The 26,798-nt window shown below is 69.0% G+C and carries 19 protein-coding genes; 2 read left to right on the forward strand and 17 right to left on the reverse strand.

Annotation, left to right across the window (positions count from 1 at the left end; genetic code table 11):
• Window positions 1–2: 2 nt before the first annotated feature.
• Genes WMF39_RS23895 through WMF39_RS23905 form a run of 3 tightly spaced genes read right to left on the reverse strand, consistent with a single transcriptional unit; the run spans window position 3 to window position 4,788 of the window.
• On the reverse strand, window positions 3–1,466 hold the full coding sequence (locus WMF39_RS23895) for a cation:proton antiporter (protein ID WP_437747764.1): 1,464 nt from the start codon (window positions 1,464–1,466) through the stop codon (window positions 3–5).
• Window positions 1,463–2,791 (reverse strand): cation:proton antiporter, encoded by a 1,329-nt coding sequence (locus tag WMF39_RS23900; RefSeq protein WP_437747765.1) that lies wholly within the window; start codon window positions 2,789–2,791, stop codon window positions 1,463–1,465. The genes WMF39_RS23895 and WMF39_RS23900 overlap by 4 nt, the downstream gene beginning before the upstream one ends.
• Window positions 2,788–4,788, reverse strand: a complete 2,001-nt coding sequence (locus WMF39_RS23905) for a mechanosensitive ion channel domain-containing protein (RefSeq protein WP_437747766.1) — start codon at window positions 4,786–4,788, stop codon at window positions 2,788–2,790. The genes WMF39_RS23900 and WMF39_RS23905 overlap by 4 nt, the downstream gene beginning before the upstream one ends.
• A gap of 199 nt (window positions 4,789–4,987) precedes the next feature.
• Here WMF39_RS23905 and WMF39_RS23910 point away from each other — a divergent pair, with 199 nt between their 5' ends.
• Window positions 4,988–6,031 carry a glucokinase gene (locus tag WMF39_RS23910; RefSeq protein ID WP_437747767.1) on the forward strand — a complete coding sequence of 348 codons (1,044 nt, stop codon included), beginning with the start codon at window positions 4,988–4,990 and terminating at the stop codon, window positions 6,029–6,031.
• Between the two features lie 341 nt (window positions 6,032–6,372).
• The gene (gene thrS / locus WMF39_RS23915) at window positions 6,373–8,637 is read left to right on the forward strand and encodes a threonine--tRNA ligase (protein ID WP_437747768.1); all 2,265 of its coding nucleotides are present in this window, start codon (window positions 6,373–6,375) and stop codon (window positions 8,635–8,637) included.
• Window positions 8,638–8,681: 44 nt separating this feature from the next.
• On the opposite strand, the gene WMF39_RS23920 is transcribed toward thrS, so the two are convergent.
• The 14 genes from WMF39_RS23920 to WMF39_RS23985 all read right to left on the reverse strand — a co-directional run bounded on the left by WMF39_RS23920 (window position 8,682) and on the right by WMF39_RS23985 (window position 26,588).
• Window positions 8,682–9,956 (reverse strand): MFS transporter, encoded by a 1,275-nt coding sequence (locus WMF39_RS23920; protein WP_437747769.1) that lies wholly within the window; start codon window positions 9,954–9,956, stop codon window positions 8,682–8,684.
• Window positions 9,957–10,079: 123 nt separating this feature from the next.
• A complete protein-coding gene (locus WMF39_RS23925) occupies window positions 10,080–11,492 on the reverse strand; it encodes a chorismate-binding protein (RefSeq protein ID WP_437747770.1) in 1,413 nt (470 codons plus the stop codon).
• Window positions 11,489–12,643: a 3-deoxy-7-phosphoheptulonate synthase gene (locus tag WMF39_RS23930; protein WP_437747771.1), complete on the reverse strand. Its 1,155-nt coding sequence runs from the start codon at window positions 12,641–12,643 to the stop codon at window positions 11,489–11,491. Before WMF39_RS23930 ends, WMF39_RS23925 begins: the two co-directional genes overlap by 4 nt.
• 28 nt (window positions 12,644–12,671) lie before the next feature.
• Window positions 12,672–13,451: a 2,3-dihydro-2,3-dihydroxybenzoate dehydrogenase gene (locus WMF39_RS23935; RefSeq protein ID WP_437747772.1), complete on the reverse strand. Its 780-nt coding sequence runs from the start codon at window positions 13,449–13,451 to the stop codon at window positions 12,672–12,674.
• A 67-nt stretch (window positions 13,452–13,518) separates the two neighbouring features.
• Window positions 13,519–13,758, reverse strand: coding sequence for a phosphopantetheine-binding protein (locus tag WMF39_RS23940; RefSeq protein WP_437747773.1), 240 nt, complete (start codon window positions 13,756–13,758; stop codon window positions 13,519–13,521).
• Window positions 13,755–14,396 carry an isochorismatase family protein gene (locus tag WMF39_RS23945; RefSeq protein WP_437747774.1) on the reverse strand — a complete coding sequence of 214 codons (642 nt, stop codon included), beginning with the start codon at window positions 14,394–14,396 and terminating at the stop codon, window positions 13,755–13,757. Before WMF39_RS23945 ends, WMF39_RS23940 begins: the two co-directional genes overlap by 4 nt.
• 7 nt (window positions 14,397–14,403) lie before the next feature.
• Window positions 14,404–16,020 carry a (2,3-dihydroxybenzoyl)adenylate synthase gene (locus WMF39_RS23950; protein WP_437747775.1) on the reverse strand — a complete coding sequence of 539 codons (1,617 nt, stop codon included), beginning with the start codon at window positions 16,018–16,020 and terminating at the stop codon, window positions 14,404–14,406.
• A complete protein-coding gene (locus WMF39_RS23955; protein ID WP_437747776.1) occupies window positions 16,017–20,183 on the reverse strand; it encodes an amino acid adenylation domain-containing protein in 4,167 nt (1,388 codons plus the stop codon). Before WMF39_RS23955 ends, WMF39_RS23950 begins: the two co-directional genes overlap by 4 nt.
• A 21-nt stretch (window positions 20,184–20,204) precedes the next feature.
• A complete protein-coding gene (locus tag WMF39_RS23960; RefSeq protein ID WP_437747777.1) occupies window positions 20,205–21,923 on the reverse strand; it encodes a thiamine pyrophosphate-binding protein in 1,719 nt (572 codons plus the stop codon).
• Entirely contained in the window at window positions 21,920–23,242 is a 1,323-nt protein-coding gene (locus tag WMF39_RS23965; protein ID WP_437747778.1) for a hypothetical protein, read from the reverse strand. The genes WMF39_RS23960 and WMF39_RS23965 overlap by 4 nt, the downstream gene beginning before the upstream one ends.
• A gap of 2 nt (window positions 23,243–23,244) precedes the next feature.
• Window positions 23,245–23,517, reverse strand: a complete 273-nt coding sequence (locus tag WMF39_RS23970; protein ID WP_437539510.1) for a chorismate mutase — start codon at window positions 23,515–23,517, stop codon at window positions 23,245–23,247.
• Window positions 23,518–23,566: 49 nt separating this feature from the next.
• Entirely contained in the window at window positions 23,567–24,469 is a 903-nt protein-coding gene (locus tag WMF39_RS23975) for a prephenate dehydrogenase dimerization domain-containing protein (RefSeq protein WP_437747779.1), read from the reverse strand.
• Between the two features lie 14 nt (window positions 24,470–24,483).
• Window positions 24,484–25,956 (reverse strand): aminodeoxychorismate synthase component I, encoded by a 1,473-nt coding sequence (gene pabB, locus WMF39_RS23980; protein WP_437747780.1) that lies wholly within the window; start codon window positions 25,954–25,956, stop codon window positions 24,484–24,486.
• Window positions 25,957–25,967: 11 nt separating this feature from the next.
• A complete protein-coding gene (locus tag WMF39_RS23985; protein WP_437747781.1) occupies window positions 25,968–26,588 on the reverse strand; it encodes an anthranilate synthase component II in 621 nt (206 codons plus the stop codon).
• Window positions 26,589–26,798 lie beyond the last annotated feature (210 nt).

Below are 26,798 nucleotides of genomic sequence, written 5' to 3' on the forward strand. Positions count from 1 at the left end.
GCTCACCCGTGGCGCCCGAGGTTCGGCAGCGACCCGCGCGAGGCCTCGACCGCCGTCTCGCCGGCGCGGTCGAGCGCGTACTTGAAGAGGATCGGGCCGAACACCTCGTTCAGCGCCACGCACCCGACGACGAGCGCGCGGAAGCCGGCGCCGAGGCTCGGGAACGCGCGCTCGATGGTCAGGCTGATCCCGAGCGTCAGCCCGGCCTGCGAGACCAGCCCGCACCACGACCACCGCCGCAAGAGCGGCGGATCGTCCGCCAGCCGGTTGCCGATGCGGTTCGCGACCCACGTCACCAGGGCGCGCGAGACGCCGAAGAGCAGCGCGACAGGCCACATCTGCCGCAAGAGGGGCAGGTCGAGGTGCGCGCCGGCCGTCGCGAAGAACAGCACGAACACCACGCTCGCGGCGTCCTCGACCGCGTGCACCAGCTTCTCGCCCTGCTTCGACAGGTTCGCGACGACGAAGCCGGCCACCACGAACACGAGCAGCGCGTCGAAGCGGAGGTACCGCAGCACCTCCGTCGCGCCGAAGCCGAGCGCCACGAACACGAGGATGAGCTGGCGGCCGATGAGCCGCATGTAGGCCGCGAGCGCGAGGCCGAGCGTCGTGCCGATCGAGATGCTCCCCAGGATCTCGCGGCCGAGCAGCTCGATCTCGTGCATCGACATCGTCGCGCCCGGCTCGATGAGCGGCCGCACCGTGGAGAGCGCGACCGCCGTCACGACGATGACGATGATGTCCGACGTCATCACGAACGCGAGCGTGTGCATCGCGACGGGGCCGGTCGCGCGCGTCTGGGAGAGGATCCCGAGCACGGCCGAGGGGCTGCGGGTCACCGCGATGACGCCCCACAGGACGGCCACGCCGAACGCCGCCGTGGTCGAGAGCTCGGCCGCGAACGGCACCAGCGAGCGCGCCGCGTAGAAGACGCCCGTCATCACCACGAAGACGAGCGCCGTCTGGACGAGGTTGTGCAGGAGGATGCTCTTCAGGCTCTTCTTGACGATGTCGATCCGCAGCTCGGCGCCGCCCGCGAGCGCGATGAGCGCCAGCGCCAGCGCGTTGACCCGCGAGATCTCCTCCACGGCGTGGTGGTCGACGAGCTTCAAGACGTGCGGGCCGGCGACGATGCCCGCGAAGATGTAGCCCGAGATGTGCGGCAGGCGGAGCGGCTCGACGAGCTCGCTCGCGAGCGTGCCCGCGAGCAGGAGGAAGCCGATCGAAGCGACCGCCCCTGCGGGCCCGTGCTCGTGAGGGACCGCGCGCGTCGTGGCGTAGAGCAGCCCGAACAGGATCACGAGCGCGACGGCGTGCGTGAGGTGGTTCAGCGGCCCCTTGGGGGCCGACCCGTGGTGGCGCGCGGAGGGCGCGCCCTGCTGCTCGGCGGGCGCGACCGGATCGGCCGGCGCGGCCGATCCGGCGGGCGAGGCGGGCTCGACGTCAGGGAGTGCTGCGGCGCTCACGGTGACACCTCTTCATTCCTCATCCCTCCCCCACGCGGCGCCGCGGGCGACGGCGGGCCGCCTCCCTCGCCGGGCGCGGCGCCGCGCCCGGCGCGGGCCAGGCCGCGGCCGAAGAAGAGCGACTCCCGCTCGGGCGCGGCGAGCTCGCCGGCCTTGCGGAGCGTGGCGCGAAGCGCCTGCGGCCCGACGAGCTCGCCGAACACGGCCGCGGCCGTCGCGGCGAAGAGGACGGTGTGCCCGACCGGGCCCGGAAAGCGCAGCGCGAAGGCGAGGCCGACGCTCATCGCCACCGCGCCGGACGAGAGCAGCCCGAGGCCGAGCCACGGCGACGTCTCGCGCGCGTCGGGCGACACGACGCGGAAGACGAGCCCGGTCGCGAGCTTGCCCACGAGCCTCGCCCCGAGCGCGATCGCCACGATCCAGGGCAGGAACGGCGCCGCCTTCGGATTCACGTGCGCGCCCGCGAGCAGGAGCGCCGGCAGGATGACCGGCCGCTCGGTCGGCGCGACCATGGTGACGATCTCGTCGCGGTGCCGCGACAAGGCGGCGATCGTCACGCCCATCGCGAACGCCGCGAACAGCGGCGACAGGCCGACCCGGGCGCTCGTGCCCATCGTCAGCAGCGAGGCCCCGAGCAGCACGCCCCAGCTCTGGATGAGGCGGAAATCGCTCCCGAGGAGCACGACCGCGATGAGCCCGAGCACCACGCCGATGAGCGCCGTCACGACCGTCCACCCCCAGAACGGGATCGGCCACTGGGCCGTCGCCTGCGGGACGAGCGCGAACGCGCCGCCCATCATGAGCAGCGGGCCGAGATCGTCGCAGTCGGCGATGTCGGCGATGAGGTCCGAGAGCTTGCCGCTCGCGCTGTATCGCTGCGTGACCCACAGCACCGCGTGCCGCGTCGTCTCGGCGGAGACGGCGCCCACGCCCGCCGCGAGCAGCACGCGGTCGCCGCGATCGAGCGAGGGAGCGACGTGGGCCGCCGCGAACCAGACCGCGGCGGCCACCGCGCCGCCGGTCAGGAGGCTCATGAGCACGCAGAGCGCCATCCGGGACGGCCGCACGCGGCGGCTGCCGACGAAGCCGAAGTCGAGGCCGACGACCACCGCGAGCCAGCCGAGCGCGACGCCCGCCACGGGCTCGAACGCGGCGAGCGACGAGGGCTCGAGCAGCCCGAGCGCCGAGGGCCCCAGCACGAAGCCGAGCACGACGTACTCGGCGCCGGAAGGGAGGCCGATGCCCCGGAGCACGCGGCCGCTGACGAGCGAGCTGCCGAGGTACGACAGCACGAGGAGCCCCATCAGGAGCCATACGGCGTTCACGAGGCGGCGCTCCGGTCGACCGGCGCGGGCGCGGGCGCGGGCGCGGCGCGCCGCGCGCCGACGGAGGACGCCGGCGCGCGCCCGAGCGGGATGTCCGCGGCGACGAGGGCCTGCGCCACCGCGGTGAGCCAGCGGCTGCGCACGTCGTCGCCGTCGCAGGCCATCGTGGCCCGGAAATGAGCGCCCCCCTCGTCGATCGCGACGAGCGCGGCGCGGGCGCGGCTGCCGAGGCCCGAGCCCGTCTTCAGGAGCAGCTCGCGCACCCGATCGAGATCGGCGGCGGGGTCGACGCTGATCTCGACGGCCACGACCGGAGGGCGGCCGCGGATGCGCGTCGGGTGGAACAGGCTGAGCAGGTGCGGCACGCGCACGACGCAGCCGTCCTCGTCCTCGAGGCGCGCCTCGAACAGCGTCAGCTCGCGGACCCGCCCGGCGCGGCCGCCCACGTCGGCGATGTCGCCGACGCGCAGGCGCCGCCCGTAGATGACCGAGAGGCCGACGGCCGCCGACGCGATGAGCGGCGTGCTGGCGAGCCCGGCCGCCGCGAGCACGACGAAGCCGATCCGCGTGAACGCCCCCTCGTCGGTGCCGGTGATGAGCGGGGCCGCGAGGAGCAGCGCGGCCACGAGGATGCCGAAGCGGACAAGGACGCCGGTGGCGACCGCGAGATCGGACGGGAGCCACCCGAGCGACGTCTCACCCCGGCCCACGCTCCCGAAGAACAGCCCCACGAAGCGGATGAGGACGATGACCGCGAGCGTCGCGAGGATCGCGAGCACGAGCACCGGGACGCTCCGCGCGATGCGCCCCATGAGCTCCGACATGGGCGCGAGCACGAAGCCGGTGAGCTTCTCGCTGGTGCCGCGCGTGGAGGCGAACAAGGAGAGGGCGAAGAGGATCCAGATGTAGGCGATGCCCAGCCGGACGAGGACGCCGGCGGCGCCGAGCGCGACCGAGAGCGCGCCCTGGGACGCGGCGGGCCGGAGCATCTCGATGCCGCGGACGTGCAGCGCCGGGAGCCGCTCCGGGTGCTCGGCGACCCAGGCGCGCCCTCGCTCGACGAGCTCGCCGACCTTGCGGAGCAGGAGCAGCGCGATCAGCCCCGAGAAGACGAGCAGCGAGAACGAGAAGACGCTCGTCGCGAGGCGGCTCCTGCTGAGCTCCTTGGCGAGGACGTCGCGCACCGTGCCGGCGACCGCGGCGGCGTGGCCCGCGACCGTGGTGTGACCTGCCGCCGCCGCGTCCTCGGGGCCGAGGTGGACGAGCGGGCGGTCGCCGACGTAGACGACCGCCACGCCGTCCTGCTCGTCGACGCGGACCTCGGGGACCGCCTTCTCCTGGGCGGCGCGCTCCAGCACGCGCGCCGCCTCACGGGCGCGCTCCGGAGGAGAGAGGCTGCCCCGGTGCACGCGGAGGGCGAAGACCGTCCTGCCGAGCAGCTCGACGCGCGCCTCGGGCTGCTCGACCACGGGAGGCGAAGGCTGGGGGTCGGGAGCCGCCGGCTCGCCCTGGTCAGGGGCGGGGGCCGGCGGCCCGACCGACGCGGACGCCGGCGCGACCGGCGCAGGCCGCGGCGCGGGAGGCCGCGGGACCGGGGCGGGCGCCAGCACGACCTGCGCAGACGCCGGAGGGGCCTCCGCGGGCGGTGGCAAGACCTGTACGAGCGGCGGCTGGACCGAAGAATCCGGCGGGGGCGCGAGCTGCGAGGGCACGGGCGCGGCCTGCGACGGCGCGGACGCGGCCTGCGCCGCCGCAGACGCGGCCTGCGCCGACACGGCCCGCGACGGCGCGGACGCGGCCTGCGCCGCCGCGGACGCGGCCTGCGCCGACGCGGCCCGCGACGGCGCGGACGCGGCCTGCGAGGGCGCGGACCCGGCCTGCGACGGCGCGGACGCGGCCTGCGACGGCGCGGCCTGCGCCGGCCCGGCGAAAACAGCGCCAGCGGGAGCGAGGAGGCCGGCAAGCGCGACCAGGAGCGCGGAGAACAGCCGCTGCACCCAGGCACTCTCGGCCGGAGGCAGGCCGCCGGTCAAGCGGCGCAGGACGCGAAACGGCCTCGGCAGGCAGCCCGCGAGCCACGCGTCGTCGCTTCCAGGCGATCACGCGCGCTCGAGTCCGCCCGGAATCCTCGATCCCCGCGCTCGCTCGACGATCGATCGCCTTGCCGCCGAGGCACGGCGCTGGCAGGGCGCCCGCGTGGCAAGGACCAACAGATCGGTGGCCCCGTCGCTGCTCGTCGGCGACATCGGAGGCACCAACACCCGGCTCGCGCTCTACGGCGGCTCCGGCGGCCGCCCCCTCTCCGAGGCCGTCTTCCGCAGCCGCGACCACGCGAGCTTCGAGGAGATCGCCCTCCCGTTCCTCGTGCGCAGCGACGCCCCCCACCCCGCCGTCGCCGTGCTCGGCGTCGCGGGCCCCATCAAGGACCAGGTCGCAACCGTCACGAACCTGCCCTGGCGCCTCGCGGAGCGCGAGCTGTCGCGCCGGCTCAAGATCGCGCGCGTGCTCCTCGCGAACGACCTCGTCGTCGGCGCCACGGGCTGCCTGCACGTCGCCCGCGCGTCCATCGAGCCGCTCACGGAGCGCAGGCCGCGGCCGAAGGGAAACAACGTGGCCGTCATCGCCGCCGGCACGGGGCTCGGCGAGGCCCGGCTCCTCTGGAATGGCGCCCGCCACGTCACGCTCCCGACCGAGGGAGGTCACGCCGACTTTGCCGCGCGCTCCGCGGTCGAGGCCGAGCTGTGGCAGTTCCTCGCCGAGCGCCACCCGGACCACGTGAGCTACGAGCGGGTCCTCTCGGGCGACGGGCTCGGCGCCCTCTTCGACTTCTTCGCCCGCGCCGCCCGCGTGCCGCGCGCGATCGAGCGCCGCCTCGCCGAGGGCGACCGCAACGCGGCGATCGCCGAGCTCGGGCTCGCCCGCGCGTTCCGGCCCGCCGCGCGCGCGGTCGACCTGTTCGTCGAGATCTACGGCGCCGAGGCCGGCAACCTCGCCCTGCGCGAGCTCGCGCTCGGCGGGGTCTTCGTCCTCGGGAACATCGCGAGGAACCTCGTCCCCCAGAGGCGCGAGCTGTTCATGAAGTCCTTCGTGAAGAAGGGGCGCCTCACGCCGCTCCTCGAGGAGGTGCCCGTCGCGGTGGTCACCGATCCCCTGGTCGGCGTGCGGGGCGCGCTCGCCGTCGCCAGAGAGCTCGCCGCCGCGGAGCAGCCCCGGGCCCGCCCGGCGGCCCGGAGGTCCTGACGCCCCGTGTCCTCGTGCCCACGACGGAGGGTTGGAGTCGCGCGCGCGACTCCATGCCTCCTATCGAGTCGGCGCCGGCGGTCCATGGCGGATGAGCGCCAGTTCGCCCCGAGGTGCCGAGAGGCCATATCGCGCGGCGCCGCGTCGTGGCCGGCAGGCTCCGAGCAGGAGCGGACGAGCTCCTCGCGCTCGGCCTCACGCCTGGCCCCAGGCTTGGCCTCTGGTTTGAATCGAGCGGCCGCGCGCGGCCTCGCGGCGTTGACACGTTGGTGCCATGGTGCTTTAAGACCGACACACCTGACGCTCGTACAGTCGGGGGAAAGAGAAAAGAAGGTCACGTCATGGCAACTTCGGTCGTTCTACCTGATGGGAAGGTCCTCGCGCTCGAGGATGGCAACACGGCGTTCGACGCCGCCCGGGCCATCTCGCCGAGGCTCGCCGAGGTCGTCGTCGTCGCGCGCGTCGACGGGGAGATCCAGGACCTCCGCGTGCCCCTCCGGGACGGCGCGAAGCTGGAGTTGCTGAAGGCCGATACGCCCGAGGGCAGGGACACGATCAACCACTCGGCCGAGCACCTCATGGCGACGGCCGTGCTGCGGCTGTTCCCGGGCGCCAAGGTCACGATGGGCCCGAAGAGCCATGGTGACGAGTTCTATTACGACTTCGACGTTGCCGGCCGAACCTTCACCCCTTCCGACCTCGAGATGATCGAGGCCGAGGTGAAGAAGCTCATCGCGGAGAAGATCAAGTTCGAGTGGCAGCTCGTCGCCAAGAACAACGCGCTGGACGTCTTCGAGGGGTACGGGCAGAAGAACGAATACAAGACGGAGATCCTGTCCTGGATCCCCGATGACAGCGTGTCGATCTACCGCTGCGGCGAGTTCGTGGATATCTGCCGCGGCCCGCACCTGCCCCACGCGGGGTTCATCAAGGGGTTCAAGATCACGTCGTCCTCGGCGGCCTACTGGCGCGCCGACGCCACGAAGCAGTCGCTCCAGCGCGTGCGCGGCGTGGCCTTCCCCAACAAGGACGACCTCGACAAGTACGTGCGCCGCCTGGAGGAGGCGAAGAAGCGCGACCACAGGACGCTCGGGCGGGATCTCGAACTCTACCTCGTCTCCGAGCGCTACGACACCCACGCGTACTCCGAGAAGGACGAGATCGATCTCTACGTCGGCGTGGACGCGGAGGCGCCCCTCGACCGCGCGCTCGTGGAGCACACCCTCGGCGCCGCGGCCTCGGCGTTCCCCGGGCGGACGCTCCGGCGAACGGTGAAGTTCGGCGAGGCGCCGAAGGCGCCTCCGGGCGGCGCGGGCGGCGGCGACGAGGCGCGCCCGCGCCTGCAGGTCCGGCTCCGCGGCGCGGCGGCGCCGGAGTCGAAGAGCGCCTTCAAGGCCGCGGTGAGCGCCCGGAAGGACGCCGACATCGAGGTGCACTTCGAGCCGCACTTCGTCGAGGAGATCGGGGCCGGCCTCGTCATGTGGCTCCCGAAGGGCGGGCTCCTGCGCACCATCATCGAGGACCAGTGGCGCAAGATGCACCTCGAGGAGGGCTACGACATCGTCTACTCGCCGCACATCGCCAAGGCGGACCTGTGGAAGACCTCGGGCCACTGGGACTTCTACCGGGAGGGGATGTTCTCCCCCATGTCGGTCGACGGCCACGATTACTGCTGCAAGCCGATGAATTGCCCGTTTCACATCCTCATGGTCAAGAGCCGGACGCGGAGCTACCGCGAGTTCCCGATGCGCCTCGCGGAGCTCGGGACCGTGTACCGGTACGAGGCCGCGGGCGTCATGCACGGCCTGATGCGCGTGCGGGGGTTCACCCAGGACGACGCGCACCTGTTCTGCCGCGCGGACCAGGTCGAGCAGGAGATCCACCGCGTGCTTCGCTTCATCCTGAAGATGCTCCGCACGTTCGGGTTCGAGCAGTTCGACATCAATCTCTCGACACGGCCGGAGAAGTACGTCGGCGGCCTGGAGGACTGGGCCAAGGCCGAACACACCCTCGAGGGGGCCCTCAAGGCCCTCGGCCTCGAGTACCAGGTGGACCCCGGCGGCGGCGCGTTCTACGGGCCGAAGATCGATATCAAGCTGGTCGATGCGCTCGACCGTAGATGGCAGTGCTCGACGCTCCAGTACGACTTCAACAACCCCGAGCGCTTCACGCTCGGGTTCGTGAACGCCAAGGGAGAGCTCGAGCAACCGATCATGCTCCACCGGGCTCTCCTCGGCTCGATCGAGCGGTTCATCGGCGTGCTCCTGGAGCACCACGCGGGCGCCCTGCCGGCGTGGCTCTCACCGGAGCAGGCGCGCGTCGTCACGGTATCGGACAAGCACAACGACCACGCCGAGCAGGTCACCCAGGCGCTGCGCGCTCACGGCATCCGGGCGAGCTTCGTCCGGAGCTCGGAGAAGCTCGGCGCGAAGATCCGCGAAGCGCAGGTCGAGAAGATCCCCCACATGCTGGTCATCGGCGACAAGGAGGTGGAGGCGAAGGGCGCAACTGTCCGGCTGCGTGACGGGAGCGACCGCGGCTTCATGAAGACCGAGGCGCTCGCCGAGTTCTTGCGCGAGCAGTGCGCGATCCCCGTCGTGACGTGACGTTCACCCGCGGCGCCGTGGGCCCTTCTCCAGGGCCCCCGGCGTCAGGCGGCCTCGGCTGCCCGCTTGAGATCCGCCGCTCGGAGCTGCGCCACGAACGCGAGGCCGAGCGCAACGAATGCCAGGCCGAGGACGAAGGCGAAGCGGAGACCCCGCGCGAGATCCGTGGGCGCGACGCCCTCCGTATCTCCGATGAGCGCGCCCATGAGCGTGACGCCGAGGCCGCCGCCGAGGCTGCGCGCGAACATGAGGACCGCCGTGAGCGCGCCGAGCTCCTGCCGGGGCGTGCACTCCTGAGCGCCCACGAGCAGGCTCAAGATGATGGCGCCCATCCCTGTCCCGGCGACGAAGCCGCACGCGCCGATCAAGGCGAGGGGCGCTCCGGTGAACGCGACGAACCCGGCAAACGCCGCGACGAGGAGCCCGGCGCCAAGCCGCGCGAGCCGCGGCACGCCGAGCCGCGGCAGGATCGCGCCGAGGCTCATCGATGCAAGGGTCCACCCGAGCACCATCGGGGTGAGCAGCAGACCGGCCGCGGTCGCCCCTGTGCGAGCAACGCCTTGAGCATAGAGGGGGAGATAAGACACCGTTCCAAAGAAGGCCGCGCCGGCCAGGAAATTGCCGATCACCGCGACCCGCGGGAGCCGAGCCTGCAAGAGGCGCAACGGCAGGAGCGGCGCGGGGTGCCGGCTCTCGATGCGCAGCGCCCAGGCGAGCACGGCGACGCTGGCGACCAGGAAGGGCCAGTTGCGCGTCTCGAGGCCCCATACGAGCGCGCCGCTGCCCGCGGTGAACAGAACGGCCCCCGCGAGATCGATGGGGGCCGCCTTCTCGGGGATCGGCGACTCTTCGAGGAATCGCCCCACGAAGGCCGCGCCGATCAGGCCGAAGGGCATGTTGAGGTAGAAGACCCACCGCCAGCTCGCATGATCGACGAGCAAGCCCCCCACGAGGGGGCCGATGAGCCCTGACAAGCCCCAGACACCGCTCAACATGCCCTGGATCCGGGAGCGCTCCTTGAGCGGATAGAGCTCACCGACGATGGCGAAGGTCAACGTGCCGAGCGCCCCCGCGCCGAGGCCTTGCACCGCGCGCCCCGCGATGAGCGTCAGCATGGAGCCCGCCGCGCCGGACAGCGCGGAGCCGGCGAGGAAGAGGAACACGCCGAACAGGTAGAGCCTACGCCGTCCGAGCCGGTCCGAGGCGCGTCCCCACAGCGGGCTCGTCACGGTCATCGACAGCATGTAGACGGCGAACGGCAGTGCGTACCAGGCATGGCCGCCCAGCTCGCCGATGACGGTCGGCATCGCAGTGGCCACGACGGTCGACTCGAGGGCGGCAAGGAATAACCCGAGTGCCAGACCGACGGTTGTGAGAGTACGAGACGATGCGCTCATCCAAGAAACCTGCTTTCCCTTCGTTTCAAGCCAGAGTCGCCAGCATCAGCCGACGAGAAACTCGCTCGTGAGGAATGGGCTCATCTTGAGGGACGTCTCCAGCCATTCCCGGTACGGGTCGCTCCCCTTCACGATTCCACTGCCAGCGTACACATGAATATCGTTCCCGCTCATCTTCGCAGTGCGGATCGCGAGCGCAAATTTTGCGCTATCGTCCAGAGTGAAATAACCGAAAGCCCCCGTATAGAAGCCGCGATCGATTTTCTCGTAGGCGCGAATGCGTTGCCCACTCAATGCGATGGGCTTACCCCAGATCGTCGCCGGGGGATACACCGCGGAGAGCGCGCCGAACACGTTCATGTCCGGCTTGACCGTTCCGGTGATGGTGCTCTTGAGGTGCTGGACGTAGCCGAGATCGATGACGTTGCGAGACTCGACCCGCTTGATCGACCCAGGCACGCACACCGCGCTCAGGTTCTCATGGAACATCCTGGCGGCCGTCTCGTGCTCTTCCGTCTCCTTCGCGTCGCGGAGGAGCTCCTCGCGGTACCGGCTGCTCTTCTCCCTCGCGTCGGAGCCCTTTCGCGTGCCTGCCAGAGGCTCGACGATGATGTCGTCGCCCTCCTTGATGAGGAGCGTCTCTGGCGATACACCGACCCAGGACTCTCCGCCTCTCCAGCGGAAGACGTATTCATACTTCTTGCCGCGCGCGGGGGCGGTCAGCCGGAGCAGCAGGACGGGCGAGATCTTCGCCTGGAGCGTGAGACGGACCTCACGCCCGATGACGACCTTGTCCGCGGCTTCACCCGAGAGCTCGCGGATCAGGCCGACGAGCGCGTCGACATACTCGCGGCACTCGGGGATCAGCTGGCGCTTCGCCACACGCGGGTTGGCCGACAGGCTGAACTCGTAAGGGAAGGTCACGAGCCGCGCCCCGACGTCGTGGAGCTCGTCGCTCTCGAAGTGGGTGAAGCTGCACTCGCCCGCGGCCAACCGACACGCGACGCGTGGGATCGTGAAGACGAGCGCCTCGCCGGGCCTCGTGGGATCGATGCCGCACCGCCATCCACCGAGCAAGAGGGTCGACGGCGGCAGTCCGTGGTGGCGCGCAAGGAAAGGCCTGATCTCGTCGACGAAGGCCGCGACGGCCCTGAACAGCTGCTCGTGAAAATCGGCCTCATGGTCGATCTTGCACGAGCACTCGCGTTCGACCGTCTCCCCGTTCACGAGCCGCAGCTCGAGGGCGTCGCCTGCGTTGTGGCATTCGATCGAGAGCTCGCTCCCGACGGCTACGATCGACGTCGTCCCCTCCTCGGAGGTGTGGCTGAAGAGCCCGAGGAACTCGTCGGCGAAGGCCGGGTATCGCGCCTCCAGCGCTTGGGCCACGGCGGACGCGTAGACGTCGACCGTCACCTCCGGGTGCGGGTTGTCGAACGTGATGACACGGGTCGTCTTCATTGGGTCCTCGCGCATACGTGGGCGACCTTGCTGCAAACCTGGAGCGTCTTCTCGAATAGCCGCCCGCCCTCGGCGGCCGCGGGGTCGCGCTCGTCAGCGTCCCCTCCCGCGAGGGCCCTGCGCGAGGACTCGATGTGCAGCCCTCCGAGCCGGCTCCCCTCGGCCATGTGCGCGGATGCGGTCCTCTCGACCTCGGCGCTCACTTCCGCCATCGCCGCCTCGAACGACCGCGCCCTCGAGTCCGCGTGCACCGGCGCCGACATCCAGACGGCGGGGGCGTGAGCGCCCTGAAACACCCGGACAAACTCCCGCAACGGTTCGAGCTGGCTCCCGAGGCTGGTCATCACGACGATCTTCCCCGCCTCCTTCCTCGGGTTGAGGGCCATGTAGATGGAGAGCAGCTCCGACGCGGAGAGCTCCGGCCCGACGCGGACGCCGATCGGGTTGTCCACGCCGCGAAGGAACTCGAGATAAGCGCTCCCGGCGCGAAGGTGCTCGGCCGCGAGCCACAGGAGGTGCGCGCTCGCAGCGTGATAGCTGGCCGTCGACGAGCACCTCCGCACGAGCGCCTCCTCGAAGAGCAGGTTGGCCACCTGATGCGAGGTGAAGACCCGGAGCCCGCACTGGCGCATGGTCGCCAGCGTCGCCTGCGCAGCCTCGTAGGCCCACAACATCCTCCTCGCGTCGGGCGTCCGGCCCCACGGGTGTGGCGACGGATCGTTCACCATCTCCCCGTAGTAGCTCGTGACCGACACGCCATCGACGATCTCCGTCGCGCGGAGGGGAGTTTGCGCGTAGCTCCCCGCCGCGAGCGCGATGGAGATCACCGGCTTGTCGAGCATGAAGCCCACATAGTTGCTCATCGAGCCGAGCGTCGCCATGCGCGCGCGGACGTTACGCGGGCTCGACTCCCTGAACCGCTCGTCGGTGTCGCCCATCTGCAGGACGAACGCTCGTCCTTCGGCCACGGCCCCGAGCTCCGCCTTGAGGCGGCGCACCGCCTCGGCGCCCACGAGGCCCGGGAGCTCCGAGAGCCGCCCGGTCACCGCTGCGACCTCCTGGCCGGCGTAGGGCGGCACGCAGCGCTGTTCCATGGTTCGCCAACCCTGCGGTCGCCAATACTCTTGCTCGCGGCGCTGAAGATTGTTCATTTCCACTTGTGCCCTCTCTACGGTGATCTCAACCAAGGGTGGCGCCGCCGTCCACGACGAGATCGTGCATCGTGATGTGGCGCGCCTCGTCCGAGAGGAGAAACGCGACCCCTCGCGCGATGTCGTCTGGCTCGGCGACACGGCCCAGCGGGATGCCGACGCGATAACGGCCCGGATCGCCCTCGATGAGCCGTCGATGCGACTCCGCGGAGTCCCCGGTGAGCACGCGGAGCATGGGCGTATCGGTCGAGCCAGGAGAGACGGTGTTGCAGCGGATGCCGTGCCTGGCCAGCTCGAGCCCCATGCACCGCGTGAGCATCGTGACCGCTGCCTTCGAGGCGCAGTAGGCCGCCATGCCGACGCGCGGGGTGTTCGCGGCGTTGGATGCGACCGTGACGATCACGCCCGATCTCCGCGGCAGCATGCGCCGCGCGGCGGCCTGCGAGACGAAGAAGACGCCGCTCGTGTTGACGTCGAAGGTCTCCTTCCAGCTCTCGGGGGTGGCCGCCTCGAACGCGGCCGGCACGAGGATCCCAGCTGCGTTGACGACACCGTCGAGCGGGCGCGCCTCATCGGCGACCGCCACGACGGCTTCCACCTCCGAGGGGACACGGATGTCGACGCGGCGCGGCTCCACGGCGCGCTCGCGCTGGTTCAATTCGGCCGCGAGCGCCTGCAGGGCGTCGCCCTTCACGTCGACGACGTGGACGAAGGCCCCCTGCGCGACGAGCAGGCGCGTGACCGCGGCCCCGATGCCCTGCGCAGCCCCGGTCACCAAGAAGGACTTGTTCTCGAATCTAGGCTTCATCGAATGTGTCACGGTTTCGTGCCTCCCCGCTCCTCTCCGGGCGGCCAGCTCGGGCCGCGGGCGGGCCTCAGCGGACGAGGTCCCACCACTCGTCGAGGCTCCGCCGCTCCGCGAGCTCCACGAACCCCACGCGGGCGCCCATCTTGCGCCACTTCTCCGCGAGCACGAGGAGGCGGACCGAGTCGACGCCAGCGTCGAACGGATCGCCGATCCTCGCCGCTTCTTCCGCGCTCACGCGCAGCACCTCAGCCACGTCGGCGAGGAACCGGTCGCGCGTGAGGCTGCTTCCACCGAGCTCCGGCTTCAAGACGCGCCTCCCAGCTGCTCCAGGAGCTCAGCGGTGGTCGACACCTTCCCTGAGCAGCTCGCGATCTGGGTCAGCGCCATGCGGTGATGCTCGAGCGAGAAGTCTGCGAGCGCGTCCGCGGCGACGAACGGCTGGACGCCGGCCATGAAGGCGTCGAGCGCCGTCGCCTGGCAGCCGATGTGCGCATAGACGCCGCAGATGATGAGCTGTCCCCGGCCCAATCGCTTGAGCATCTCCAGCAGCTCGCTCTGCTTGAACGCGCTGTAACGGTGCTTGACGATCATGTGGTCGCCAGGCGACGGCTCCAGCCCGCGGACGATGCTCCGGGCCTCCCCGTCTTCCGGCATGCCGGGCCCCCAGAAATCCAGGAGCAGCCCGCGCTCGGCCTTGCTCTGGCCCCCCGGCTGCGCGGTGTAGAACACCGGGACGTCGCGGAGCTTGCACGCCCTCCGGATCGCGTGGATCTGTGCGACCAGCGCGCCGGTGAACGCCGCCGATTCATACGGCTTGAGGAAGTAGTTCTGCATATCATGAATCAGCAGAGCTACGCGCGCCGGCTCGACCCTCCAGGAGTGCGGAGCGCGGGCGAAATCGACCACGGTGGGTACGTCATAGGACTTGATTCTCGGGATTCCCATATCGTCCTCAAGGCAACGCAGCGGCAGATCCGCCGTGCTGCTTCCTAAGTTCCTTCCTGTCGATCTTCCCGACGGTCGTCTTCGGCAGCGACGGCACGAACCTGACCTGGTCGGGCACCTTGTACGCCGCTACGCCGCGTCCGCGCACGAAGGCCCTTATCTGCGCGGCGGTCAGCTCGCCCCCCGGGTCTGCGACGACGAACGCACACGACGCTTCGCCAAGGTAGACGTCCGGTATCGAGACGATCGCCGCCTCCCGTACGCGCGGGTGCGCGAGGAGGTGCCCCTCGACCTCCTCCGCCGCGATCTTCTCGCCGCCGCGGTTCACCTGGTCCTTCGAGCGCCCGGCGACGACGAGGTAGCCGTCGGCCCGCCGCGCGACGATATCGCCCGTCCGATAGAAGCCGTCGGCCGTGAAGGCCCGCGCGTTGTGCTCCTCGGCGTTGAGGTAGCCGCGGATCGTGTAGGGCCCACGGACGAGGAGCTCGCCCGGGGTGCCGTCCGGGACCGGCTGATCGTCCTGGTCGACGATGCGCACCTCGTCGTCCACGGAGATGGGCCGCCCCTGCGTGTTCAGCACCCTCTCGGAGAGGTCACCGAGCCGCGTGTAGCAGACGAGCCCCTCGGACATGCCATAGACCTGCTGCAGCTGGCACCCGAGCGAGGATTCCAGGCGAGCAGCCATCTCCGCGCCGAGCTTGGCGCCGCCCACCTGGAGGAATCGCAGGCTCGACAGATCGCACGTCCGCTCGGCGTGGAGCCAGGCCAGCGCGAGGCTAGGGACGAGGGCCGCGAACGTGACCTTCTCTCGCTCGATGAGGGAGAACGCGGTCGCTCCGCTCGGATCGGTCGTCATGACGACCCGGCCCCCCGCGCACAGCGTTCCCAGGATGCCCGGCGAGCTCAGGGTGAAATTGTGACCGGCCGGCAGGGCGCACAGATAGACGCTCTCGGGCGTGAGCCCGCAGATCTCGGCGCTCGCCCTGACGCTGTACAGGTAGTCGTCGTGGGTGCGCGCGATGAGCTTCGGCAGGGCGGTGCTGCCGCCAGAGAGCGTGACGAGCGCGGGGTCGCTGCCTGCCCGCTCCGGCCGCTCGTTTGGGCGCCCATTGAGGGTCTCGAAAGGAACGAACGCCCCCGGGTCTCCGACCACGATGACCCGTTCGACCCGGGGGATCCGCGAGACGACCTCCTCGGCGATCTTTCGGTAGTCGAAGCCGAGCGCCTTGTCCCGGATCACATAGGCCTTCGCGCCCGATATCTGGAAGATATGGGTGATCTCCGAGATCCGATCCGACGGGAGGGCGAAGACGGGGATCGCTCCCAGCCGGAAGAGCGCGAAGATCACCTCGACGAACTGGACAGTGTTGGGGAGCTGGACGACGACGCGATCGCCTGGCGAGAGCCCCAGCGCCGCCAACCCGTCGGCCAACCGGTCCGCCCTCGCGTCAAGCTCCGCGTACGTGAGGTTCACCGGCCCGTCCGTGACGGCCACACGGTCCGGCACGCTTCGCGCGACCCTCCTCAGCATTCCGCCGAGCGTCTCGCCGGTCCAGTACCCCTTGGCGCGGTAGGCCGCAGCGAACGACTCGGGCCACCTCGGAAACTCGAATGCATCGCTCACGACAGCCCTCCTTGAGGCGCGAGAGCCTCCATACATGCCTCCCGCGACGCGGGGCCGAGCTCGACGCGCCACCCGACAGGTATCTCGGCGAACTGCGGCCACAGCGAGCGCTGGCCTTTCTCGTTGGCGAGCAGCCAGAACGAGCTGTCGGCCTCGTCGAAGGGGTTATAGAACGGCCGCAGCTTGCGCGGCGCGCGACCGCCTCTCAACGAGGCGTGGGCGAGGAGCCGCCTCTCCAGGATCTCCGCCAGCGCGGCGGCGCGATCCGTCACGAAATAGTGACCGCCTCCCTCGATGACGGACAGGCTCACCTGCTCGGAGAACGCTCGCCAATCGAGGTAGCGGGCCTGATAGCCCTCGGTCAGCGGATCGCTGTCGCCGACGACGACGTGGATAGGCGCCGCGAGGCGCTGCGGCGAGCTCGCCCTCGTCGCGAAGAACGTCGCCGTCTCCATCGAGTCGTGCTTCGTCATGTCGGCGATGGCCGCGAGGGTGTCCTCGTCCAGCACGTCCTTGAACCCACCGAGGCTGCGCAGGAACGTGATGATGTCGCGCCCCGTCCGTCCGGATACGCCAGACAGGACCGCCTGGGGATCGTCATCTGGCAGCATCGCGCCGATCACGAGCTCCACGAGCTCTGCGCCGGCGCTCTCCAGCTTGCTCGCGACGGCCAGGGCGATCGCGTTCCCAGCGCAATGCCCGTAGACGGCGATCGGCCCCTTGATGCTTGCCATGACCTCTTTCACGACCCCGTCCGCGACCGCGTCGATGCTCAGGAGCTCCTCGCCGGGTCGCGTGGGATCATGACCGGGCAAGTTGACCGACCAGCACGCGACAGATCCGGGGAGGCCCTCGGCGAGCTGCCTGAACGCGAGCGCGTTGCCGCCGGCGAAGGGCACGCACAGCAGGTTGATCCCGGCGTCGCCGGCGCCGCGGCCGAAGGCGTGGAGGAAGCTCCCCTGCTTCTGCTCGGCGGCGTCTCCGCCCGCGCGCAGGAAGTCCGCGCAAGCGCGCGGCGTGGGATCCTTGAAGAGGGTCATCACGGGCATACCCAGGGTGCGGCACACGCGGATCGCCTTGATCGAGTCGCCTCCGAGCTCGAAGAAGTTGTCGTCGATGCCGAGCCGCTCGACCCCGAGGTGGCCGCGCCAGACCTCGATGACGCGCTCGTCGAGGGCGTCGCGAGCGGGCTCAACGCGACGTTCCGAGGTGACCTTGATCTCGGGGAGCGCTCGCCGATCGACCTTCCCATTCTGATTGAACGGCAGCGCGGCGAGGACCCCGATGGCGTGCGGAACCATGTAGGGCGGCAGCCGCTCGCGCAGGTAATCCCGAAGCGAGTCTGCGTCGACCGTGCGTGGAGACGCGGCGTCCGTGGCCGGAACCACGTGCGCGACCAGCTTCGGATCGCCGAACGTGTCGACTTGCACGGACGCGACGGCATCCGAGATGGCCGGGTGGTCGCGCAGGTGCGATTCGATCTCGCCGAGCTCGATCCGATAGCCTCGCACTTTCACCTGCTGGTCGCTCCGGCCCACGTACTCGAGCAAGCCGTCTTCGTGCAAGACCGCGACATCGCCGCTTCGGTACATGCGTGACCCAGGAGGGCCATAGGGGTCGGCGACGAACCTGACGGCGTCGAGGTCGGGTCGGTTCAGGTAACCTGGCGCGAGCCCCTCGCCGGCGACGTACATCTCACCGTAGCCGCCGATGGGCACGGGGCGCAGCGCGTCGTCGAGCACCATGACGCGCAGATCGTCGTACGCCCTGCCGATGAAGCTCCCGCTCTCGGCCAACACCTGCGACCTCGTGACGAACTGATACGTCACATTGATGGTCGTCTCGGTGATGCCGTACATGTTCAGGAGCTTCGGCTTGCCCTCCTCGTGGCGGCTGAACCAGGGCTTGAGGCGACCGAGATCCAGTGCCTCGCCACCGAAGCACTGATATCGGAGGCTGAGCTGCGACGCGAGCTCCGGGCGATCCTCCTCGGCTTCCATGAGACGATAGAATGCCGACGGGATCTGCCCGAACACCGTCACCTTCTCCTTGACGATGAGCTCGAGCAGCGCCTCGGGGGCGCGCGCGATCTCGGGCGGGACCATGACGAGCCGCGCCCCGTGCAGCAGCGCTCCCCAGATCTCCCAGACCGACGCGTCGAAGACGTAGGAGAAGCACTGCGTCCAGACGTCGTCACACCGGTACTCGAACCACCGATCGGTGGTCTTGAACAGCCGTACGACGTTGTGATGCGTGATCTTGACGCCCTTGGGCTTGCCGGTAGAGCCGGACGTATAGATGATGTAGGCCAGGTCGTCGGCAGACGGACTCCCCGCCGCGCGCCTCCACGGCGTGAGACCGGCGGTCGCTGGCCGCGCCGACGCGAGCTTGTCCGGCTCGATGACCAGCGTCTTGAAGGGCGACGATCCCAGCTTGCGCATGTTGTACGCGTCGGCCAGGAGGAGGACAGGCTGCGTGTCGGCCAGGATCGCGTCGATGCGTCCGGAGGGCGCGTCAGGGTCGATTGGCACGTAGGCGGCGCCGACCTTGAACGCCGCGAGGATGGCGACGATCGTCTCGACAGACCGCTCGATCAGCAGGGCGATCCGCGGGTTGCCGACGAAATCGGCGGCGTCCGCCATGGCGCTCGCCAGCCGGTTGGCCCGGGCGTCGAGCTCCGCGTAAGTGATGTGCTCGTCGCCGAAGGTGAGCGCGACGGCCTCGGGCGCCTCGATCGCTCGCCGCTCGAACGCGCCGATCAGCGTCCCGGTCTCCACGCCGCCCGCCGCTCGCGCCGCGCCGGCCGCCGGCTTCGGTGCGAAGAAGAAGCGGCGCTCTTCCGAGGTGAACGCGTCGAGGCGCCCCACCGGCGTGTCGACGCCCTCGGCGAACCGCTCGAGGAACTCCAGGAAGCGGGCGATGTTGAGGCGCAGCTCCTCCTCGCGATAGAGCGCCGGATTGGCCATGCCGATGAGGCGCAGTCCCTCGCCTTCGGCCCCGGGCTGAACGAGGAACGACAGGTCATCGGCCGGTCCGGCGCTCAGCATCTCCGGCGCTCCCCGTTGTCCGCCGAAGTCCAGGTCCGACGTGAAGAGGTCGACGTTGATCTGAGGCCCCGTCAGGCGGCGATCCTCCCCGAGGAGGTTGCAATCGCGGCGGACGTCCTCCGCCCGATACCGCTGGTGGAGGCGCATCTGCGAGAGCTCGCCTGAAACGCTAGCGAGCACGTCGCGCACCGTATCACCCGGCCGGACCCGGACGTGCAGGGGAAGCACGTTCGCCATGGTCGAAGGAATCCTCGTCGCGATCGAGCCGAGGCGATTGAGGAAGGGGATCCCGAGCACCACCTGCTGCCGGCCGCTCACCCGGCTCAGGAACACGCCGAAGGCAGCGATGAGCACCGGAACCCAGTGGGCGGATGCTCCCTCGGCCATGCGCTGTAGCCTCGCCACCGTCTGCTGCGATATGCTTGCGTCGCACCGCAGGAAGCTCCTCGACGGCAGCGCGACCTCGCTGGTGAAGCTCGCGACGTCGGTCCCCCGGGAGCACTTGCCGCGCCAGTACGCTCGGTCCCGCCGGTGCGCGTCCGATCCCTGATACGCCTGCTCACTCTCGATGAGGGCAGCGAGAGGACCGAACGGCGTAGGCGAGATCTCCTTTCCGCTGGCGAGGCACGAGTAGAGCTCGGCGACGCGCTTGAAGAACATCGACATCGCGAAGCCGTCGAGCGCGATGTGATGCGACTTGAAGTACCACCACGAGCGGCGCTCTCCGAGCAGGAAGAGGCGCGTCGAGAACAGGCGGCCGCTGCCGAGGTCGATCCGGGCGGCGAGATCCCACTCCATCCAGGCCCTGGCCTCCGCCTCCGGCGAGGGATGAGCTCGCAGGTCGCTCAGGGGACAGTCGAAGGCGAGCTCGGGCTCGATCACCTGGACCGGAGCGCCTTGCTCGTCCCCGTCGATCTCGCGAAACCGAGCGCGCAGGACGTCTGCCTCGTTCACGGCCCGGGCGAGGGCGCGCAAGAGGGTGGAATGGTCGAGCGTCCCCTCGACGGCGATGACGCTCGCGACATTGTATGCTGCGCTCTCGGGATCGAGCTGGTGGCCCAGCCAGATCGGCTGCTGGGCTGGGGAAAGCGGTAGTACGCGGGCAACCTGAGACATTCTTCCGCTCCTTGGCCAGCCTCACTGCTTGGGCAGGTGCTGCTGCTGCTTGATCCCGTGGAAGAAGCGCTCGCAGAGGTACGAACGCATCGAGGGGTCGATCACTGCGTCGATGAGGATCGGCTCGTTCAGCTCAAGCGCCTCCGCGAGCTGCCGGCGGAGATCGGCGCCGGTCCGCGCGGTGAACGACTTGACATTGATATAGTGAGCGAACCTCGAGAACTCGAGGTGCTCCTGCCGAATCAGCGCGTGATCGCTCTCGTCCGTCGACAGCGACGTCCACCTGCTGTTGTTCAGGACGATGACGATCGGGCTCACGCCGAACCGCTTCGCGTGCATGAGCTCGAGCCCTGTCATGTGGAAGGCGCCATCGCCGACGAGGACGATGGGGCGCTTGCCGCTGCCGAGCTGATAGCCGATCGCTCCCGGGACAGCGATCCCCATGCTCATGTAGAGCGACGACGTGAGGACGTCGGCGGGGCACATGCTGAGCGACATGAAGAACGAGTCGCCGCAATCCACGATGAGGACCGCATCCGGCTCTGCCGCGAAATACCGATCGAGCTCCTGGGTGACCGTGAACGGGGTCAGCGGCTCGCTGTCGGGCTGGTCGCGGACGTCCCTCTCGGAGCTCGACGGCGCCTCGCCGGCCTCGAGAGAGCGGGGCGACCCGGCCTGCTGAGACGCCGCGACCTCCGCCAGCGCGGAGACGAACTCCATCGTCGTCGCCGCGAAGAGCTTCCGGCCGACCCGGACACGACCGTCGTAGGCGTGAACGAGCCGCCCCACGGGGACGTTCCCCGCCACGCCCATGTTGACGTCCGAGTTCGGCTCGCCGACGAGGAAGAGCAGATCGCACTCCTCGACCAGTGTACGGGTGGTGAGGTCGGGCGACGCCGGACCAGCGAAGACACCTCGGTAGTTCGGGTGGGCAGGGTCGAGCGTCCCTTGCGACATTGGCGTCGCCACCCAAGGCAGCCCGAGCGCATCGACGATCCGCTGGGCCGGCCCCTCCAGCCGAAAGCGCTTGAGCTCGAGCCCTGGCACGAACACCGGCCTCGCGGCCTCGCGCAGCAGCTCGATCGCGTGGCGCGCGGCGCTGAAGGCGTCCGCGGAGAAGCGCCCCGGCGCCGGCGGCGCGGGCGGCTTCCTCGGGACGTAGCGGACCTTCGTGAGGTAGAGGTCCCGAGGGATCTCGACGTAGACCGGGCGCGACGCCTCGAGGGCGACGCGGAGGGCGTCGCGGATCTGCTCCGCGGCCACGTGCGGATCCTGGATCCGCGCCTGATGCACGGTCACCTCGCGCATGATCCGGTATTGCGCGTCATGATCCGTGATCTGGTGATGGAGGAAGATCTCGGCTTCACGCTCGCGCTTGCCAGGGCCGCCGGACACCACGATCAGGGGGACCCGCTCCACATAGGCCTGCGCGATGGCGTTCGTGGCGTTGAGGACCCCCACGCCGTAGGTGAAGCACAGCGCGCCCGGGACGCGTCGCGCGACCGCGTAGCCCAGCGCGGCGAGCGTCGTGCCGTATTCGTGCGACATCGTCCGGAGCCGTAGCCCGCTCGTACGATCGAATTCGCGCGACAGCTGCATCGTGAAGTCGCCAGGAATGCAGAACAGATCTTCGATGCCGTGCTCGAGGAGGACGTTGCCGACCAGCTGGCCGAGCGTCATCTCCTCGGAGGCACGAGGGAACGGCTGTTCGATGAACGCGATGGGTCGAGCGGCGGTCACTTGAGGGCTCCACGGCACAAGGAGGTCAACATGTCCTGATCGAGCCCCTGGTCGAACGAGTACTTGAGGGGCGCGAGCGGGAAGCCCCGGAGGAACTCCTCGATCCGCGCCGCCACCACGGCGGGCTCGATCTTCTTGAAGTAGAGGTCGCCGATGAACCCGGCCACCGTCCGGAAGTCCTTCTCGACCAGGTTGCGGCGGGTCATCGCCTGGACGCCCAGGCGGATGCCGTACACACCGGGCTTGCCGGGGATCTCGATGTTGGTCGAGCGGATCCCGCCCTGATGGAGCGTGTTCATGCAGAGGTTGAGCGCCTTGTCCAGGGTGCCCACCGCGAAATGGACCTGGTGCATCTCGGTGAAACCGAACTCCTCTCCCGAGACGTCGAAGCCCAGGTCGTACAGGTGCCGAGCCAGCGCCTTCGCGTTCTTGACGACCTGCTGCGCGTACTCGCGGCCAAACACCTCCATCTCCTTGAGCGCCACCCACATGGGCGGGAGCAGCTCGGCGTGGCAGTTGCTCTGAAGGTGCGGACACAGCCAGATGGAGGTCTCTGCGAGCAAGGGGTGGCTGCCGGATCGAAATCCGATGTAGCCCTTCTGCGGGCCGGGCACGGTCTTGTGCGTGTTGCCGTGCACCACGTCCGCGCCGCACCGCAACGGCGAGTCGAAGACCCCGCCCATGATGAGCCCGCCATCATGGCTCATGTCGTACGTCAACGTGCATGAGTCGGGCAGGACAGCTCGGATCTTGTCGAGCGGCTGCCAGCGGAGCTTGAAGGACTGATCGAGGATGACGATCTTGATGCGAGGGTTCTTCCGCACCATGTCGTCGAGCCGCGCGACGTCGATGAGGAGCGACTTCGGGTCGACCGGGAGATGGAAGATCTCGATGCCCGCCTTCGAAGCCAGAGCCTCCAGGGCGAAATGGCCACCATCCTTGTGCGCGAAATGGACCATGCCGTCGCCGCGCTTGCAGGCGGCCAGCATCAGCGCCTGCTCCGCGGGAGAACCGCCGTTCGGACGCCAGTCGAACGTCTCGGATTTGACGAGAGATCTACCGAGCACGCGGACCATGTCGGCCAGCTCGTTCATCTGGCCGGACTCGGGGAAATACCACTCCCCTGGCGGCACGTCGAAGGGGAACGAGACGTGGTAGAAGGCGCCGGCGGTCGCGCTCGACGTGAAGCGCACGAGCGCGCTCGGATAGTTCTCGTTCGCCGTGAGGCTGAGGGTCCGCTCCCGGTACCGGTAGTCCCGTTGGAGGTTGTCGCTCAGGATGCTCGCGGCCTTCATCGCCTCGAATTTCGCGTCAGACATGTTCAGCCCCTCAGGAGGTCATCCTCGATGCGGCACGCCTCATCGATGATCGCTTGATAAATGGTTTCGATGAACTCGCCTCGAAGCTGATGGCGGCTCCCCCGCTCCCTGCAGCGGCGCTTCACCTCGATGACGCGGGCGGGCTGCATGACGGGCGTGGCGCTCATCTTCTTGGCGAGAGCGACCTCCCGCACGATGTGCAGCCTGCGCCCGAGGAGGTCGACGAGCTCGTCATCGATGCGGTCGATCTGGTCCCTGAAGCCGTCAAGTGTCATGGTCTCGGCTATCCCCTGGTAATGCGCGCTCCACGCGCGCAGCGGTACATCAAGTATCGACGATCTGGAAAATCCGACGGCAGGTCTGTAAGAAGCGCGGATCTTGCTCGATGAGATCCGCCTTGATCTGGTGGAGCTCGTCATGAAATCGCTCGCGCTCTCCGGCTGACACCTCGGCGTCCAGCGCCTGAAGGGAGGCCTGCAATCTCTGGCGCGCCTCCCCGGCGTAAGGGTTCGCCGACTGTATCTCCCAGTAGACGTCGGGGTGGTTCTGCGTCATGCGCGCAACGAGGGACAGGAGCACACGAAACGGCGGCGGCGCGAGGGCGGCGATGGACGACGCGGAGACCCCGGCCTGACACAGCGCCCTCCCGAAGGACAGGATGGCCGCGTGGCACAGCGACTGCAGCGTCGCCATCGTCCGATCGTGCTCCTGCGGCTCAATGACGACCACCCTCAACTGCCACCGCTCGAGGAGGGACAAGAACCCGGCGATCGCCGCGCCGCTCCGGTGAACCACGGCGGCGACGGGTCGGCCTTTGGGGTCGAGATCGCCCGAGAACATCGGGTTGATCCCGAGCACCGGCTGAGCTGGCCGGTGCTGATCGAGGAGGTCGCGAAATGGTGTCTTGATCGACAGCGTCTCGACGATGAGGCAATCCGGGTGCAAATGCGGCAGGATCTGCGGTAGAGCTCTCTCGAGCACGCTCTGCGACAGGGCGAGCACCACCGTGCGCGCCTGCGACAACGCGGCGCACGTGCGGTCGCTCGGGCGGGTGATGTCGTCGGCGTGGAACGCGATCGTGGGGTTGACGAAGGCCGCATCGGAGATGTCGATGCCAGTGACGTCGAGGCCCTCGCCCGAGAGCCTCGTCGCGAGGAACGCTCCGATCGAGCCCTTCGCCCCCACGACCACGCACCTGGTCGACGCCACGTTCGCGTCGTTCTTCATGGACGCCTCGCTCCTCACGATTGAGACCTCCGCAGCTGCTCGACGGCCTCCACCACGCCGCGCGCCTTCACGATGGTCTCGGCGAATTCTTCGTTCGGATCCGACAGGGCCGTGATCGCGCCGCCGACGCCGATCCACGCGTGCCCTCGATCGATCGGGACCGAGCGGATGATGATGTTGAGGTCGCACGCGCCGGAGAGCCCGAACCACCCGAAGGCTCCCGAGTAGACGCCGCGCGGGCCCTCCTCGAGCCGGTCGATGATCTCCATGGTGCGCTTCTTCGGGGCTCCTGTCATCGAGCCGCCGGGGAAGACCGCGCGGACACACTCGACCGCCGAGACCCCCGGCTTGAGCTGCCCGCGGATGGTCGAGACCAGCTGATGAACGTGCGAGTAGGTCTCGATGTCGAAGAGCTTCGGCACGTGGACCGAGCCGATGGTGCACACCTGGCCCAGATCGTTCCGCAACAGATCGACGATCATGAGGTTCTCGGCGCGATCCTTCTCGTTCGACCGGAGCTCCTCCGCCTGCTTGCGATCCTCTTCCTCGGTGCGGCCTCGAGGCCGGGTCCCCTTGATCGGCTTCGCCTCGGCACGCCCGTTCCTGTCAACGCTGAGGAACCTCTCGGGCGAGGAGCTCACGAGGTGGAAGTCGCCGACGCGGAAGTAGCCGGCGTGAGGCGCGGGCGTAAGGCCCCTCATGACACAGTACAGCTCGAACGGCGGCTCCTCGAACGAGAAGTCGATCATGTTCGTCAGGCAAACCTCGTAGCTCTCCCCGTTCACGATCTCGACGAGCGACTCGTGGATCTTCCGGATGTACGCCTCTTTGCCGAAGCGCATCACGGCGTTCTCTGCGATCCACCGCTCGACCTCCGCCAGCGACAGCCTCTTCGACGCACGCTGGGCGGGCGGCGATGCCTTCAGCGCCTCGGCCTCACGCCTCATATGCGCCTCGACGGCGTCGAACCACGCCTCGGCAGCGCGTCCAGTCTCGTCGTCCGTGACGAGGTGCAGGAGGTAGCAGGTCCTCTCGGCGTGGTCGAAGGCCACGACCCGGGTCGCGAAGATGAAGGCCGCGTCGTGCGTTGGCGAGCGATGCGCGGCCGAGCCGATGGTCTCCGCCTTGAGCTCGTAGCCGAGGAACCCGACGTAGCCGAGGTTGAAGTCGAAGGGCAATCCTTGAGGAACCTCGACCCTGCTCTGCGCAAGCTTCGACCTGAGCAGGTCGAAGACGCTCTCCACCTCGACGGTGCGGCTGTCCTCCCCCCGAACGACCGTGGCCCGCCGCGTGGTCATGTCGTACGTCACGGTCTCGCCAAGGGGACCGTCAGCGTCCCCCATGAACGAGAACCGCGCGAAGCCTGACCGGGTCACGCTGCTCTCCAGGAGGAACGCGCTCTTCGAGCGGAGGAACTCGGCCCGAAACAGATCGACGGTCTCGGGGAAACAACCGATTTTTCTATGGTGGATGCGGAAAGACGTCACGACTACCCCCGTCAGGCCACGAGATGGTTGTTCTGCACCGAGCGGCGCGACTTGTGAGACATCGCGATGTCCCGAAAGTTGCGCAGCAAATCCATGCCGGCTTCGGTACAGATCGACTCAGGATGGAACTGAATCCCATACAGCGCGCGCGTCTTGTGCCGGATGCCGTGGATCATTCCATCCTGGTCCCACGCCGTGATGACGAAGGGGTCCTTCAGGTCGCGGACGACGAGGGAGTGATAGCGGACCACGCTCAGCTCCGGAGGCAGCCCCTTGAATATTCCCTCATTATCGTGGTGGATCGCGCTCACTCGGCCGTGCATCGGCACCGGGGCATGCGCAACTTCCATACCATGGATATACGCCATGCACTGATGACCGAGGCACACGCCGAGCAACGGCACCTGTGCATTCAAGATGGCCTTGACGCTTATTCCCACGTCCACCGGCCGCGCAGGCGTCCCCGGCCCGGGAGACACGATCACGCAGTCGTACCGCGCGAAATCGAGCGTCGCGAAGTCTTCCGTATTCAGCACAACGGCGGGCTCTTCGCCGCACACCTCCCCCATGTACTGGAACAGGTTGTAGGTGAATGAATCGAAGTTGTCGATGATCAGCGTTCTACAAGCCACCGCGCGCCTCGTCACGGAAAGGGTTTACCGTGCCATACGGCATCCGCTCGGAAGACCCTCCTCGCTCGCAAGCATCGGATTTAACCGCTGCCTGGAGATCGGCTCATCTTCCGGCACATGCCTCCAGCGCCCTGATACAGCGGCAGCGTGCCGGTACACCGGCACTACTGACCGCGCCGCGGACCCACATCAGAGCGATAAGGATGGCAT

Origin of the sequence: Sorangium sp. So ce1504 (assembly GCF_051521635.1) — a bacterium.
Lineage (GTDB): Bacteria > Myxococcota_A > Polyangia > Polyangiales > Polyangiaceae > Sorangium > Sorangium cellulosum_B.